The organism is Gemmatimonadota bacterium (genome assembly GCA_016714015.1).
In the GTDB taxonomy this organism is placed as follows: Bacteria; Gemmatimonadota; Gemmatimonadetes; order Gemmatimonadales; family Gemmatimonadaceae; genus Pseudogemmatithrix.
In genome coordinates this window covers 228,622-244,940 of record JADJNZ010000001.1, presented here as the reverse complement: position 1 = coordinate 244,940, position 16,319 = coordinate 228,622, and the positions used below count along the sequence as shown (strand labels likewise).

The window sequence follows — 16,319 nt, the reverse complement described above, 5'->3', positions numbered from 1 at the left end:
CGTCGGTCAGCGGATGACGCCCGCGGCGTCCGCGGGCAGTTGCTTCGCGAGACGCGAGCTCGGCACCGAGTAGATGATGCGCCCCTCGCTCTCGCGCGCCGCGCCGTAGAGCACGCCGATCACCAGACCGCGGCTGTCGAACACCGGCGAGCCGCTCGACCCCGGCGCCGCGTAGACGTCGAGCTGCACGTTGTCGTCGAGCACCTTGCTCACCGTGCCGATGTTCATCGTCGCGACCGGCTTGAGCGTGTTGATGTCGCCGTCCATCCCGGCGGTGCCGGTGCCGAGCGGGTACCCGAGCAGCGCGATGGGGTTCGCGAGCCGCACGCTCCGCGCGTCGCCGGCGATGCCGCTCACGATGGGGTGGTTCCCCGGCGTCACCAGCCGCAGCAGCGCGAGCTCGTCGGTGTCGCTCACGTACTCGATCCGCGCTTCGCGCCACGCGCCCTGCTGTCCCTCGAAGATCACGCCCACGCGCGTCGCCCGCGTGCCGTTCGACGCCTGCACCACGTGCCGGTTGGTGACGATGAGCCCGCTCGGCAGGATGTTGAAGCCCGTGCCGCTCGACGGCGAGCCGTCCGGCATCTGCACCGCGATGAAGACGATCGCCGGCTTGTTGGCCTCGGCGATGGCGGCGTAGTCGGTCCCGGCGAGGCTCGCGGTGCGCTGCTGCGACGAGCGCATCGCGGCGGAGAGCGCGCTCACGTCGGCGCCGGCCGCCTGCTGGGCGCGCAGCGCCTTGTCGAGGCTGTCACGCTCGGCCCGCGCCGCCGAGAGCGCCGCGTCGGCGATGCCCGTCGCGCGCAGGCGCGCCTCGAACGACCGCGAGAGCGAGTCGTTGGCCGCGAGCAGCGCCGCGACCTGCTGCTGCGCGAGGTCGGCCTGCTTGGAGAGGACCCAGGCCGCGCCGGCGCCGCCCACGACGACGAGCGCGCCCAGCGCGATCACCATCTGGCGGAGCTTGCCGGTCTGCTTCTCGACCGCCATCGCGACGCGGACCTCGGTGTTGAGGCGCGGCTTGGCCTCGGGCGCCTTCGCGGCCGGGGCCTTGGGCGCCGCCGGCTTGGCCGCGTGCGGCGCCGCCGTCGTGCGCACCGGCTCCGGGCTCACCGGCGCGGGGCGGTCCGCCGAGTCCACCCGCGTCGCGGGCGAGGGGGCGGACGCCGTGCTCACCACATGGAAGCTCACCTGCGGCCCGCCCGCGCCGAAGGTGACGAGGTCGCCATCCACCAGTTCGCGCTCGGTGATGCGATCGCCGTTCACGAAGGTGCCGTTGGTGCTCCCGATGTCGTGCAGGACGTGGCGGCCGCCCACCGAGCGGAGCTCGGCGTGGCGGCCGGAGACGTCGATGTCCTTGTTCGCGTCGAAGCGCAGGTCGTTCATGGGGTGGCGTCCGATGGACACCACCGACTTCTCGAACCGCTCACTCGCGCCCGCACGGGCGCCGGTGGTGATGCGGAACTCGACCGACATCACTCGCCCTTGAGGACGAACCAGCGCAGGACGTACACCACCAGCACCACGACCGCGAGCGCGCCGAAGATGAGCCGGAGCTGGCTCGGCTCGACCTTGGGCTGCTTGGGCGCGGCCGGCGGCCGCGGACGCGCGGGGGCGATCTCGACGGTCTCGAGCGGCGGCGTCCCGGAGGGCGCGGCCTTCGCGGTGCCGACCTTCACCGGACCGGCCGCGACCTCGCGCGGCGAGACCTCCACCGTCTCCGCCGACGGATCGACCGCGGCATTGACGCGCGGCGTGCGCATCTTGCCGAGCGACAGCTCGGTCTCGAGCGTCGGCATCTCCGAGATGTCCATCGCCGCGAGGGCGGGGACCGAGCCGCGGTCGAGCGGCACCGTGCTGCGCTGCTGCTGCGAGCCGCGGTAGACGCGATGCGCCGGCTGCTCGGCGCCGGTCTCCACGAGGCCCGGGCCTTCGAAGCGCGCCGCGACCACCGTGATGTTGTCGGGGCCGCCCGCCTCGTTCGCGAGGTCGATCAGCTTCTTGCAGACCTGCACGAGGTCGGTGTTCTCCTTCACGATCTGCGCCATCTCGTGCGCGCGGACCTGGCCCGAGAGGCCGTCCGAGCAGAGCACCAGCGTGTCGCCGCGCTTCACCTGCTGCGACGTGAGGTCCACCTTCACGATCGGCTCGGGGCCGAGCGCCTGCAGGATGATGTTGCGCCGCTCCGAGACCTCGGCCTCCTCGGCGGTGAGCTCGCCGGCCTCGACGAGCTTCTGCATGAGCGACTGGTCCTTCGTGATCTGCGAGCAGACGCCGTCGCGGACGAGGTAGGCGCGCGAGTCGCCCACCTGGCAGACGTAGAGCGTATCGTGGAGCAGCCCGACGATGGTCGCGGTGGTGCCCATGCCGCGGTTCTCGGGATGCGCCTGCGCGTAGGCGTGGATCCGCGTGTTGGCGACCTCGGTGGCGACACGCAGCGAGTGCGCGAACATCTCCGGGTCGTGGTCGTCGGAGATGCGCCAGCGCTTGTCCATCTCCGCGAGGACGACCTCGGTCGCCATCGCCGAGGCGACCTCACCCGCCGCCGCACCGCCCATGCCGTCGGCGACCATGAAGAGCGTGCCGCGCGAGCCGGTGACATGCGTCCGGACCTCGGGCTGCAGCGACGCATTCATCGTCGACAGGTCGGCGACGGTGAACGTGTCCTCGTTGTGTTCGCGCGTGCGACCGACGTCGGTCCGTCCGAAGACGTGAACGATGACGTCACCCTGCGGCGTGTTTGGTCCCGTCACGAGGCGCGAGTACGAGGTTGAAGAGAAAGGGTTACCAGCATTTTACTGGACAGAGGTCGGATGCGACAGTATGTCGTTGTGGGGCAACGTGATGCAGGTCACGGACAGGCATCGACGATCTGGCCTGCGGCCGTCACGCGCGTCCGGTCCGGATGCGTACCCTTCACGATGCGTGCCACTCGGCAAGCACCGGTCTCGTCCTCGAGCGCGACGTACGACATCAGCGCGACGAAGTGCGACTCGGCGAGTTGCATCCCGGTGAGCGAAGGTTGGAGCTGTTCGACATCGGCGAGGACCCGGCGCGCGGCGGACTTCGACACGCCTTCGGTCTGGACCTCGTTGAGCCAGGTCTCGAGTCGGGACATCACGCTGGGCCCAGCCGGGGTCGTCGGAGCGGGGACCGTCGTCGGCGACTTCGTCGGCGTCGGGGCGCCTGACTTCGACAGCAGGTTCGGATCCGGTCGCGGCGGCGTCACCACCTTCGTCCCCGCACCCGTATCCGACGCGGCAGGCGTGGGGTCCGGCACCTGTGCCACCTGCGAATCCGGCCGGGTCTGCGTGCCAGGCCCCGGCGGCGCAACGGTCGGCGTAGGGCCACCGAGGAACTTCATCGCCGCGAACCCCACTACCGCGAGCCCGCCCACGCCCCCGAGCACCATCGGCATCGCGCTCTTCTTCACCACCTCCACAGGCGCCGCCTTCGCCGCGCCCTTCTTCGCGGCGCCGGCCGCCTGCATCGGCATCGTGTTCGCGCTCGGACGCCCCTCGGGCGCCACGCGCGTCTTCGCGATCTCCTTCGCCGCCGCACCCGCCGCCGCCGCGTTCACGATCATCGTGCCCGCCTCGACCGCCTGCGTCATCGGCATGTCCGCGATCGCCGCCGCGAAGTCGCGACCGAACTGCGCCGCGCTCGCGTACCGGTCGTCCGCATCGCGCGCCAGCGCCTTGTCGAGCGTCGCCTGCAGCGTCTCCGGCCAGCTCTTCTCCGGCATCATCTCCGCCAGCGTCTTCGGCCGGTCGGTGAGGCGCATGATCATCGCCTCCTGCGCCGAGTTCGACGGGAAGGGGAGCGTCCCCGTGAGGCAGTTGAACGCCACGAGCCCGAGCGAATAGATGTCCGACCGCCCGTCGAGCTTGTCCCCCGCGAGCTGCTCGGGGCTCATGTACTCCGGCGTGCCCACCACGAGGCCCGTCTTCGTCACCTTCTGCGCGTCGCTCGAGCTCGCCTTCGCGATCCCGAAGTCCACCACCTTCACCTGGTCCGAGCCGTCGCGACCCTTCGCGACCATGATGTTGTCGGGCTTCAGGTCGCGGTGCACGATCCCCGCGTCATGCGCCACCTGCAGCGCGTCGGCCGTCTGGTGCACGATGCTCGCCGCGCGCGGCGCGGGAAGCGAGCCGCCCTTCTCGATCAGCGACGTCAGCGACGAGCCCTCGATGAACTCCATCGCGAGGTAGATCAGTCCTTCCGACGTCTCGCCGAAGTCGTAGATGCCGCAGATGTTCGGGTGGCTCAGCCGCGAGGCGTTCGACGCCTCGCGATTGAACCGGGCGATCGCGTCCGGGTCGGTGTTCATCCCCGGGTTCATCACCTTGAGCGCGCTCTTGCGCCCCATCTTCACATGCTCGGCGAGGTACACCGTCCCCATGCCGCCTTCGCCGAGCTTCTTCAGGATGTGGTAACGGTCGGCGACCACCGACCCGAGCAGGTCCTGCGTGTTCGACGAGCGCAACGCCGTCCCGTCCCGCGGGCAGAAGCGCTCGCTGAGCGGATACTCGGTGCCGCAGGTGGGACAGGTCTTCTGTTCGCTCACAAGCTCTCCACACGCATGGTCTGGTCCCCGATCAGCAGCTTCTGCCCGGCCTTCACCTGGCGCTCGCCGCGCACGGCGATCGCGATCCCGTTCCGGCTCCCGAGGTCGAGCACGATGAAGTCGAGGTCCTCGCTCCGGATCTCGGCGTGCCGGCCGCTCATCGTCTTGTCGTACGCGAACACCCAATCCCCCTCCGCCCGGCCGATCACGACGTTCCGGCTGGGCGAAAGGTGGCAGTTGTCGCGCGCACTGCCGTCCGCCCGCAACTGCTGCAGGACGGCGATGTCCGCACTCGGGGTGGACGATCCAAGGCGCCTCGTGGCATCGGCCTCGGCCGGCTGAGGGCCGGGGTAGCCGAGGCGCCGGAACCGGAGCAGCTGCGACCCGACGAGGATCGTGTCGCCGTCGGCCAGCTTGTATGGCTCCTGCATGAAGAGCCACGTCCCGTTCCGGGACCCGAGATCGCGGATGAACAACTGCCCGTCGCGCATCGAGAACTGCGCGTGGACGGGGCTCATGAAGGTGTCGTCGGGGAAGCGCAGCTCGCCGTCCGACCGCCCCAGCGTCGCCTCGGGACCAGGCAGCGTCTCCGTCTTCTTCACCGCGCCGGCCCCGTCGAGGAGCGAGAGCTTGGGGCCGAGCCCGGCCCCGGTCGCCGAGAAGACGGCCGTCCCCACCGCTGGGGTGGGAGCCGCGACCGTCGCCGCGACGCGGGTCCCGCACCGCGCGCAGAAGACGTCCACTCCGGGCACCACGGCGTTGCCGCAACCGCCGCACACCGCGCGCGAGGGGGCCGGCTGCGGCGGCTGTCCCGCGACCCGCCCGCCGCACTTCGGACAGAAGGGGAGCGACGGGTCCACGGCCGTCCCGCAGGTCGGGCAGGGGGCCTTGCCCGGGGGCATCGCCGAGAGCGGCGGGATCGACGGACCCGGTCGCGCCGGACCGGTGGAGCCCAGGCCGGCCGCCGGGGGCGCGCTCGCCGAGACGCGGGTCGCCGGAACCCCGAACTTGGCCTTGGGGTCTTGGTGGTACACGCCCCCGATCGTCTCACCGAGCGCCGCGCTCACCGCACCGCTCGGGGCGATGGGCTTGCCGCAATCGATGCAGAACTTCGAGGCCGGGTCGTTCTCACGGCCGCAGACTGCGCATCGGGTGGTCAAGGGATCCAGGGGCGAGAGGGAATCCGGCGAATATATGGCTGGCGCGGCCACTACGGGAGAAGCCGCGCCGAGGATGCACGTCACCCCCGGGAGGGATAGACTTTGGCCCCGTGCACCTCATGACCCGCCTCCGCCTGGTCGCCTTCGTGGCGGCCCAACTGCTCCCCCTGCGCGCCACGGCGCAGGTCCGCCCCGACCTCGAGTGGCGCACCCTCACCACCGAGCACTTCCGGGTCCACTTCACCCCGGAGCTCGAGACCCTCGCCCGCCGGACCGCCGCCAACGCCGAGGCCGCCTGGGCCGAGCTGCGCAACGAACTGGTGCCGCCGCGCACCATGGTCGATATCGTCGTCGCGGACAACGCCGACTACGCCAACGGTTACGCGACACCGTACCCCACCAACCGCATCGTGGTGTACGCACGGCCACCCGTCGAGGACCACGCGCTCCGCAATCACGAGGACTGGAACCGCCTCCTCGTGACCCACGAGCTGGTCCACATCTTCCACCTCGACCGGGTGAAGGGGATCTGGGCGCTCGGGCAGCGCGTCTTCGGGCGCGCCGCACCGCTCTTCCCCAACACGTACGCGCCGCGCTGGATCACCGAAGGGCTCGCCGTCCATTACGAGAGCAAGCTCGCCGGCGGGGGCCGCCTCCGCGGCACCGAGTTCCCCGCCTACGTGCGCGCGGCCGCCATCGAAGGCCGTCTGCCGTCGCTCGACGCGCTCTCCATCGAGACGCCGTTCTTCCCCGGCGGCAATGCCGCCTATCTGTTCGGCAGCTACGCGGTCACGCGCGCGGACTCCGCGCGCATGGGGCGCTTCGTCGAGGCGTCGAGCGCGCGGCTCCTCCCTTGGAGGCACGACCGCAACGCGAAGGACGCCTTCGGCGTCGACTTCACCGCTCGCTGGACCGAGTGGCGCGACTCGGTGGTCCGGCGCGAGACGGCCATCCGCATCGCCGTGGACCCCGCGACGACCCTCACCGACGAGGGCTTCACCGCCCGCTTCCCTCGGTTCGTGCGCGACGATGCGCTCCTCTACGTCGCCGACGAGGCGCGCCGGACGCCCGGCGCGTATCGGCTCGACCTCGAGGGCCGGCGCGTCCGGCTCGGACGCCGCAACAGCGTGGACATCAGCGCGCCCTTCGGCGATCGCGGCTCGGTGCAGGGCGAACTCGACTTCACCGACCCGTACACCCTGCGCAGCGAGCTCTACACGGGGAGCGGCCTCCGTCGCCGCGCCGTCACGCGTGGCGAGCGGCTCTCCTCGCCCGATGTGCATGCCGCGAGCGGGATGATCGTCGCCGTGCGCACCGACCCCGGGACGACGAGCCTCGTCACCGTCGATCCCGCCGATGACTTCGTCACGCGCGACGTCGTGCTCGGCACGCTCGACCGTACCTGGGCGGAGCCGCGGTTCTCGCGCGATGGGCAGCGCATCGTCGCCGTGCGCTGGGAGCGCGGCGGCCGCAACGCGGTGGTCGTGATGGACCGCACCGGCCGCCCGCAGCGGAGCTTCGCGCCGCGCGGCGAGCGGATGACCGTCGTCTCGTCGCCGGTGTGGGAGCCGGGCGACACGACGCTGCTGTTCGTGAGCGATCACGAAGGGCGCGCCCTCATATATAGAGGCGATGTGCGGACGGGGGCCTACGGCCGCGTCTGGACGAGTGCGACCATCCTGCACACGCCGGATGTCTCGCCGAGCGGGCGTCGCGTGGCCGCGGTCGAGCTCCGGGCCGACGGCTACCATGTCGTGCTGCGCGATCGACCGACGATGGTCCCGCTCGAACTGCCCGCCGCGGATACGCTGCCCGATCCGCTCCGGCCGCTCGCACCGGCGGCCGAGGCGCGCGAGGCGATCGAGTCCGACTACTCGCCGTGGGAGCAGCTCTATCCGAGCTGGTGGCTGCCGGTCGTGATCACCACCGACCCCGGGACCGCGTCGATCGGCGCGATGTCCGCGGCACATGATGTCGTCGGTCGCCACGCCTGGGCGCTCGAGGCCTCGCTCGAGCCGAACCGCGAGGAGTGGACCGCGCACGCCGCCTACGCCTTCGCGGGGTTCGGCGTCCCCGTGCTGCAGGTGGACCTGTTCAACGAGTGGGAGCACGGCGTCATCCGGAACACCGGCGGCGACTTCGTCGGCTACCTCGGCCAGCGCGCGCAGCGGGTGGAGTTCAACGTGATCGCCGAGCGGCCGCGGATCCGCTTCTCGAGCCATGCGGTGCTGGGTGGCGAGTTCCAGGCGGTGCGGTATCGCTCGTATCCGGGCGGCTTGATCCCTGCACTCGGCAACCTCGCGCTCGAACGCGAGAACTACTCGCACGCCGTGCAGGCGACGCTCGGCTTCAGCACCATGCAACGCCCGTCGAACGCCGTCTCGCCCGAGGACGGGATCACGGGAAGTGTGACGCACCGCGAGCGCTTCAACGTCGGCGTGAACTTCGAGGACGTGGGCGAGACGATCGTGAGCGGATCGGCGGCGAAGTCGATCCCGTTCCCGGGCTTCGCGCGGCACGTGATCGCCGTGCGCGGCGCGTACGGCGTGACCGGGCATGCGACCACGGCGGCCTTCGGTGCGGGCGGCGTGAGCGGGAGTTCGCTCGAGGTGCTGCCCGGGATGGTGATCGGGTCCACGCGGCGGACGTTCGGCGTGCGCGGGTTCCCCGGCGGCGCGCAGCTCGGCGTGCGCGCGCTCGCCGCGAGCGTGGAGTACCGCGCGCCGCTCACGCTCCTCGGGCGCGGCGTGAAGCTGCTGCCCGTCTTCTTCCAGAAGACGTCGGTGACGGCGTTCGCCGACGCGGGGCGCGCCTGGTGCGAGTTCCCCGTGGCGGGCTCGTTCATCTGTCCGGCGACGCTCCCCGCGCGCACGACGCTGGCGTCGGTCGGCGGCGAGCTCGGGGTGGATGCGGCGATCCAGTACGACCAGGTCTATCGCTTCCGTCTGGGGTTCGCCCATCCCGTGCGCGGCGAGGCGTTCGCCGCCAAGTCCAACACCGTCTACTTCTCGCTGGGGAGTTCGTTCTGACCACCGCACGCGACCCGCACGAGTCGGCCTTCGGGACGCCGACCATCCATCCGACCGCCTGGGTGCATCCCACGGCGGTGATCATCGGGAACGTCACGCTCGAGGCGGACGTGAGCGTCTGGCCCGGCGCGGTGCTGCGCGGCGACGTGGAGTCGATCCGCGTGGGACGCGGGAGCAACGTGCAGGACGGGGCGGTGCTGCACTGCGACGCGGGGAAGCCGTGCGTGGTGGGCGCGGGGGTGACGATCGGGCATCGCGCCGTGGTGCATGGGTGCACCGTGGAGGACGGGGCGTTGATCGGGATCGGCGCGGTGGTGCTGAATGGCGCGGTGGTGGGGATGGGGACCTTGGTCGCGGCCGGCGCGGTGGTGGGCGAGGGGCGCGTGCTGCCGTCGGAGGCGCTGGTGGCGGGCGTGCCGGCGAAGGTGATGCGTGCGCTCACGGAGGAGCAGCGGGCGCGGGTGGCAGCGAACTGGCGGACGTACGTGGCGTTGAAGGAGCGTTACCGCGGCGTGACCGCGGAATAGTTGCGTCGGGCGAATTAAGACCGTCGGTCCTACAGCATGTCGCGCTTGCGAGCAAGGACTGGCGTGCGGAATGGGGGTGGGGTACGTTGCGTCCCCCGAGCGAAACGGGCCCGAAGGTGTGTGTAGGGGAATCGGTCGTAAGTCGTTCGGGTGTAGTGATTTGCGACGCTGGATTGTAACGGCGTGGATGGCGTCACGGTGTCGGCACGGTGGTAGGGACAGGCGACAGTTCTGGTGGCGTGGAAAAGCCACATCCTGTGACCGATTCGTGATTGACCTCTTGTAACTCGTTGTTTCGTAGGACCTTACAAAATGCTTGCGCGGCCTCACGATGGCCGTATGTTGCTCGCCCTCGCCCTTGGTCCAGAACCCTTCGTTGGAGAAGTTGCAATGCCGCTTCCGGTGAATCCGCCCGCCACGCCCGCGACGCTGTCCCAGAATGCCCGGACCGTGCTCGAGAAGCGCTACCTCGTGAAGGATCGGGCCGGGAAGGCGGTGGAGACTCCGGAGGACATGTTCTGGCGTGTCGCGACCACGGTCGCGGAGCCGGAGCGTCGGTATGGCGCGACGGACAAGCGTGTCGAGGAGGTCGCGAACAAGTTCTACGAGCTCATGACGCAGCGTCGGTTCGAGCCGAACTCGCCGACCCTCATGAACGCCGGGCGTCCGCTCGGCCAGCTCTCGGCCTGCTTCGTGCTCCCCGTCGAGGACGCGCTGAGCAACGGCCACAGCGGCATCTATGACACGCTCCGTTCGATGGCGCTCATCCATCAGTCGGGTGGCGGCACGGGCTTCTCGTTCTCGCGGCTGCGTTCGCGCGGCTCGATGGTGCGTTCGACCACGGGCGTGGCGAGCGGCCCGATCTCCTTCATGCAGCTCTATGACGCGTCCACCGACGCGGTGAAGCAGGGTGGCACGCGCCGCGGCGCCAACATGGGCATCCTCCGCGTCGACCATCCCGACGTGATGGAGTTCATCGCGTGCAAGGAAGACCTCACCAAGATCACCAACTTCAACATCTCGGTCGCCATCACCTCCAAGTACATGGAGGCGCTCAAGGCCGGGACGTCCTACGACCTGGTCGACCCGATCTCGAAGAAGGTCGTCGGGCAGATGGACGCCAAGGAAGTCTGGGACAAGATGATCGAGGGGGCGTGGCGCACCGGTGAGCCCGGCGTCTTCTTCATCGACGAGGCCAACCGCTACAACCCGGTCCCGCACCTCGGCGCCTACGAGGCGACCAACCCCTGCGGCGAGCAGCCGCTGCTCCCGTACGACGTCTGCAACCTCGGCTCGATCAACGTCGGCTACTATGTCGTCGACGGGAAGATGGACTGGGCGGCCTTCGCGACCGACATCCATCTGTCCACGCGGATGCTCGACAACATCATCGACGCCAACAAGTATCCGCTCCCCGAGATCGACGCGCTCGCCAAGCGCATCCGCCGCATCGGCCTGGGCGTGATGGGCTTCGCCGACGCGCTCATCCGCCTCGGCGTCAAGTACGACTCGGCCGAGGGCGTGGAGTTCGGGCGCAAGGTCATGGAGTTCGTGGACGTCGAGGGCAAGAAGGAGTCCGAGCGCCTCGCCGACGAGCGCGGCTGCTTCCCCGAGTGGGCGCAGTCCATCTGGGGCCCGGACCAGACCTGCGCGCGTGACGAGCACGGCGAGCGCATCCGCCCGATGCAGAAGCTCCGCAACTGCAACGTGACGACCGTCGCGCCGACCGGCACCATCTCGATCATCGCCGGCTGCTCGTCGGGCCTCGAGCCGCTCTTCGCCGTCGCCTTCATGCGCAACCAGGCCGGCGTCATGATGCCGGACGTGAACGAGGACTTCGTCGCGATCGCCAAGAAGGAAGGCTGGTACTCCGACGCGCTCATGGAGCGCATCGCGAAGACCGGCTCGGTGATCCACGCCGAGGTGCCGAAGAAGTGGCAGGACGTGTTCGCGACCGCGAACAACATCACGCCCGAGTGGCACATCCGCATGCAGGCCGCCTTCCAGCTGCACTGCGACTCCGCGATCTCCAAGACGACCAACTTCGCGCACACCGCGACGAAGGAAGACGTCCGCGCGATCTACGAGCTGGCGTACGACATGAAGTGCAAGGGCGTCACCGTGTACCGTGACGGCTCGCGCGACGGCCAGGTGCTCTCGACCGGTGCGACCGCCGATGCGGCCGCCAAGCGTGACGGGGCGAAGGAGGATCCCTCGCTCAAGCGCGAACTCGCCGAGCTCAAGGGTCAGCTGGCCGAGATCACGAGCGACAACGACCGCCTGAAGAAGCTCCTGTTCGACGCCGAGGCCGAGAACCTCCAGCGCCGCCAGAAGCGCTCGCGTCCCGACATCCTCCGCTCGACGGCCATCCGCAAGGAGACCCCGCTCGGCACGATGTTCGTCCACGTGACCGAGGACGACAAGGGCCAGCCGTTCGAAGTGTTCATCAACCTCGGCAAGGCCGGCGGCAGCGCGATGGCCGACGCCGAGGCGATGGGTCGCCTGATCTCGCTCGCGCTCCGCTCGGGCATCTCGATGCCGCAGGTGCACCGCCAGATGCGCGGCATCTCGTCCGACCGCGCCGTGGGCCTCGGCCCGAACAAGGTCCTCTCGGTGCCGGATGCGATCGGCCTCGCGCTCGAGGACTGGATGCGCACCAAGAACGGCGTGCAGCAGGAGCTGCTGACCACGACGGCCGAGCAGCAGGCGCCGTCAGCGCCGGCCGCGACGCCGGTGATGGTCACCAGCCAGGGCGGGGCGCAGATGCAGTTCGAGGCGATGAGCGGCGGGGATGCGTTCATCGGGACTTGCCCGGATTGCGGGAGCCAGCTGGAGTTCGCGGAAGGATGCGTGAAGTGCCACGTCTGCGGGTTCTCCGAGTGCGGCTGAGCCACTAGCGGTCACGAGCGTCATGGTCGGAAACGATGCGGGCCCCTCGAGAGAGGGGCCCGCTTTCGTTCACCCCCGCATCGCTTCCCCCGGCTCGATCCTCGCCGCCCGCCCGGCCGGCCCCAAACTCGCGAACGTCACCGTCCCCAGCAGCAACAACGCGACCCCCACCAGCACCACCGGATCCATCGCCCGCACCTCGAACAGCATCGCCTCGAGCGCGCGATTGGACGCCATCGCCCCCACGAGCCCGATCACCACGCCGACCACGCCGAGCCGCAGCGACTGCAGCACCACCAGCCGCCGCACCCCGGCGGCCGTATCCCCGAGCGCGAGCCGCAGCCCGAGCTCACTCCGCCGCTGCTGCACCAGATAGCTCACCACGCCATACAGCCCGACCGCGGACAGCACGAGCCCCAGCACCCCGGCGAGCCCCAGCAACGCGAGCGTGAACGACGTCCGCGCGATCGACCGCGCCGCGACGGCATCGAACGTCGTCGGCTCGATGATCGGCACCCGCGCGTCGATCCGCCGCACCGCATCACGCACCTGCGGCAGCAGTGACAGCGGGTCGCGACCATCGGTGCGCACGAAGAACGCCACATCGTTCACCCACTCCCCGCGCTCGTTGGGGATGAGGCTCGTCGCCGGGTAGAGCACCGCCTCGGTCGGCTTCGCATCAAGCCCGTCGAGGTGCACGCTGGGGACCACGCCGACCACGTGGTAGAACGCCTTGGCGTCGGGGCCGTTGCTGCCGATGCCGCGGCCGATCGGATCCTCGCCGGGCCAGAGGCGGTCGGCGAGGGCGCGCGTCACGACGGCCGGCTGCGTCCGCGCGTCGAGGTCGCGCCAGGTCGATGTCGCACCGTCCACGCGGATGCCGAGGGTCTCGAACCACCCCGGCAGCACCGACGCGGACGCGACGCACGGCGTCTCCTCGTTCGAGCCGTACGGTCGCGACTCGCGATAGACCACCGTGCAGCCGCTCGCGAAGTCGCGCAGTGGCACGGCGCCGGCGCCGACGCTGCGCACGCCCGGGATCGCCGCGAACGCGTCGTGCAGCGCACGGTGCGCGACGATCGCCTTCTCCGGCGTGTCGTACGCGACGAAGGGGAGCGAGACGTTGAACACGAGCGTGCGGTCGGTGTCGAACCCCGGCGCCACGGCCCGCAGCTGCGCGAAGCTCCGCCAGAGCAGGCCCGTCGCGGCGAGGAGCATGAGCGAGAGCGCGACCTGCGCCACCACGAGCGCGTGGCGCGCGGCACGCCGTCGCGGCGAGGCGGACATCCCGCGGCTCGCCTCGCGCAGCGCGCCCACGTCCACGTCGCGTCGCAGCAGGGGCAGGATCCCCAGCACGACACCGATCGCCAGGCCGATCGCGAGCGCGACGCCCGCGGTCCGCGCGTCGAGCGTCACCGCCGCGAGGCGCGGCACGTCGGTGGGGGCGACGAGGAGCACGAGCCGGAGCGCGGCCCACGCGACGGCGAGTGACACGAGCGACGCGCTGCCGCACAGCAGCAGCGACTCCGAGAGGTAGTGCGCGGCCATCTGCCCGCGGTCGGCGCCGAGCGCGGCGCGCACCGCGGCCTCGCGGCGGCGCGCCTCGAAGCGCACGAGGAAGAGGTTCCCCACGTTCGCCGCGGCGATGAGCAGCACCACGAGCACCGAGCCGAAGAGCATCCAGAGTGCGCGCGGCACCTTCGCGCCGAGGACGGCGTCCTGCAGCGGGGCGACCTCGACGCCGAACCCGTAGCTCGTGAGGAACTTCGCGGAGTAGGCGTTGGGCATCTGCTCGGGGAAGCGCGCGAGCAGCGTCGCGAACTCGGCGTTCGCGCTCTCCACCGCGGAGCCCGCGCGCAGCCGGCCGACGCCGACGTTCGGATGGTTGTTCCAGAACGGTCCCGCCGGATCGATGCGCTGCATCATCCAGACATCCACGCCGAAGGTGCGGAGGTCGGACGCCTCGGCGAAGGGACCGGGCATGGGCAACGCGACGCCCGGCGTGGTCACGCCGACGATCTCGTAGTTCCCGAACGCGGTCTCGAGCATCGTCCCGACGACGGCGGGATCGCCACCGAAGCGTCGCTGGTGGTACTCGTGACTGAGCATCACCCGCCGCGCGGCACCTGGCCGGTCGTCCTCGGCGCCCAGCAGGCGGCCGAGTTCGGCGCGCGCGCCGAGGATGCCGGCGACCTCGTGCGTGGCCATCGCGACCCGCGCGAGCTCGGCGTCGCCGCCGCTCGTCACCGTCACGGTGAAGGTGCGGTAGATGCCGAAGTCGGCGAGCGTGCGCGCGTCACGCTTGAAGTGGATGTAGCCGCCGGGCGACACGCCCCAGCGCTGCGGGCCGCTCCCCGGGACGACGGCGGGATGCATCACCGAGACGAGCCGGTCGGCATCGGCATAGGGGAGCGGGCGTAGCACGACGGCGTCGAGCACGGCGAACATCGCCGCCGTCGCACCGATTCCGAGTGCGAGCGTCACGCCAGCGACGACGCTGAACCCGCGGTCGCGTAGCAGCGCCCGCGCCGAGTGGCGCGTCTCGCGCCGCAGCGTGGTGACGAAGTGCGCGCGCCGTTCCTGGCGGATGGTGACGTGGTCGATCGCGGCCGTCTGCCGACGATACGCCTCCGCGTCGCCGAACCGACGGCGCATCTCGGCATCGGCCTGCTCGGCCGACAGGCCCGCGGCGATGAGCTCGGCACGCCGCTCCTCCATATGGAAGCGAAGCTCCTCGTCCACCTCGGCGGCGACGCGCGCCGGCGAGGGCGGGAGCGCGAAGGTGCGCTTGGGATCCCGGGAGAACGGATTCCACCAGCTCATCGGCCACCCTCCGCGGCGAGGATGCGGGAGACCGCGGCGGTGTAGCGCGACCAGCGACTGACCTCGGCGGCGAGGTGGTCGCGCCCGCGTTCGGTGAGCCGGTAGTACTTCGCCCGGCGGTTCTGCTCGGTGAGTCCCCACTCGGCGGCCAGGAGCCGCTTCTGCTCGAGGCGGTGGAGGGCGGGGTAGAGCGCCCCTTCCTCGACGACGAGCTGCCGGTCGGTGGTCTGCTCGATCCATCGGACGACGCCGAGCCCGTGCATGGGTCCCCAGGCGAGGGCCTTGAGGAGGATGAGGTCGAGGGTGCCGCGGACGAGCTCGAGGTCGGCGTCGGACATCGGGATCCCGGTTCGGGTTCTTACCTAAGCTTCTTAGGGTAAGACGGGATCCAGCGGGAAATGGTTGCAACGGGGCGTTTGGGCGGCGAAAACCGGCCAAATACTTGGACAAGAAGATTGTTACATCTGGACGATAATTCGAATTGGCCTTCTCGAGAGATACACAAGTAGAGGGGGCAGTGAACTCGATCTCGCGCCGGCCGTCCGCGGCCGCGCGCGCGGTGGCAGGAAGGGGAGAGACGACGTGTGGCAGGACCGGACGCCATCCCGGTCTCCGTCGGATCCGCCCGATCCACTTGTTGGCGCAGGAGCAGGAGTCGTCGCCCGAGACCGCGGATCGATCGCGCGGACCGGGCCTTGCCGCAGCGGCGCCGTCGAAAGGGCGGGCCGCCAGTCGCGTGGTAGGGAGAGTCCCGAGCATCTCGGCGCCCGCCCCGCATTCCCGCGGGTCGGGCGCGAGAACCCACCGACCGGCCGACCCGTGCGAACTACCCGACCGTCATTCCGTCGAACCGTCCCGCGATTCGAGACGCGTGTCCCGCGCTGCGGCGCGCTGTCCCACCCGTGCGGCACGCGTGACCACCCGTTCGGCACGCGAGACCGCGCGTGCGACACGTGCGCCCGCTCTTGCGTCATGCGTGCCCGCGCTTGCGTCACGCGTGCCCGCGGCTGCGTCACGCGTGCCCGCGGCTGCGTCACGCGTGCCCGCGGCTGCGTCACGCGCGACCGCGACTGCGACACGCGCGCCCGCGGCTGCGACACGCGCGACCGCGACTGCGTCACGCGCGACCGCGACTGCGACACGCGCGCCCGCGGCTGCGACACGCGCGCCCGCGGCTGCGACACGCGCGACTGCGGCTGCGTCACGCGCGCCCGCGGCCGCGTCATGCGCACCCGCGTCTGCGACGCGCGTCCCCCTCCTCGCGTCCGACCCGACCGCCCGTGCGTCACGCAGTCCCGTGGTTCCACTCACCCAATACCAATAGGAG

The 16,319-nt window shown here is 70.7% G+C and carries 9 protein-coding genes; 3 read left to right on the top strand and 6 right to left on the bottom strand.

The features are described 5' to 3' along the window. Positions 1–6: 6 nt before the first annotated feature. The 4 genes from IPJ78_01000 to IPJ78_00985 form a co-directional block, all read right to left on the bottom strand. Positions 7–1,473, bottom strand: coding sequence for a trypsin-like peptidase domain-containing protein (locus IPJ78_01000; protein ID MBK7905122.1), 1,467 nt, complete (start codon positions 1,471–1,473; stop codon positions 7–9). Further along, complete coding sequence (locus IPJ78_00995; GenBank protein MBK7905121.1) at positions 1,473–2,750, bottom strand: Stp1/IreP family PP2C-type Ser/Thr phosphatase; 1,278 nt, start codon at positions 2,748–2,750, stop codon at positions 1,473–1,475. Before IPJ78_00995 ends, IPJ78_01000 begins: the two co-directional genes overlap by 1 nt. A gap of 98 nt (positions 2,751–2,848) precedes the next feature. Next, positions 2,849–4,564, bottom strand: a complete 1,716-nt coding sequence (locus tag IPJ78_00990) for a protein kinase (protein ID MBK7905120.1) — start codon at positions 4,562–4,564, stop codon at positions 2,849–2,851. Then, positions 4,561–5,724, bottom strand: coding sequence for an FHA domain-containing protein (locus IPJ78_00985; protein MBK7905119.1), 1,164 nt, complete (start codon positions 5,722–5,724; stop codon positions 4,561–4,563). The genes IPJ78_00990 and IPJ78_00985 overlap by 4 nt, the downstream gene beginning before the upstream one ends. A gap of 119 nt (positions 5,725–5,843) precedes the next feature. On the opposite strand from IPJ78_00985, the gene IPJ78_00980 reads away from it, so the two are divergent. The 3 genes from IPJ78_00980 to IPJ78_00970 all read left to right on the top strand — a co-directional run bounded on the left by IPJ78_00980 (position 5,844) and on the right by IPJ78_00970 (position 12,169). Further along, positions 5,844–8,753, top strand: coding sequence for a hypothetical protein (locus IPJ78_00980; GenBank protein MBK7905118.1), 2,910 nt, complete (start codon positions 5,844–5,846; stop codon positions 8,751–8,753). Beyond that, complete coding sequence (locus IPJ78_00975) at positions 8,750–9,280, top strand: gamma carbonic anhydrase family protein (protein MBK7905117.1); 531 nt, start codon at positions 8,750–8,752, stop codon at positions 9,278–9,280. The genes IPJ78_00980 and IPJ78_00975 overlap by 4 nt, the downstream gene beginning before the upstream one ends. A 390-nt stretch (positions 9,281–9,670) precedes the next feature. Beyond that, complete coding sequence (locus tag IPJ78_00970; GenBank protein MBK7905116.1) at positions 9,671–12,169, top strand: vitamin B12-dependent ribonucleotide reductase; 2,499 nt, start codon at positions 9,671–9,673, stop codon at positions 12,167–12,169. A 69-nt stretch (positions 12,170–12,238) separates the two neighbouring features. On the opposite strand, the gene IPJ78_00965 is transcribed toward IPJ78_00970, so the two are convergent. Continuing rightward, complete coding sequence (locus IPJ78_00965) at positions 12,239–14,992, bottom strand: ABC transporter permease (GenBank protein MBK7905115.1); 2,754 nt, start codon at positions 14,990–14,992, stop codon at positions 12,239–12,241. Next, the gene (locus IPJ78_00960; GenBank protein ID MBK7905114.1) at positions 14,989–15,330 is read right to left on the bottom strand and encodes a PadR family transcriptional regulator; all 342 of its coding nucleotides are present in this window, start codon (positions 15,328–15,330) and stop codon (positions 14,989–14,991) included. Before IPJ78_00960 ends, IPJ78_00965 begins: the two co-directional genes overlap by 4 nt. Positions 15,331–16,319: the final 989 nt, after the last annotated feature.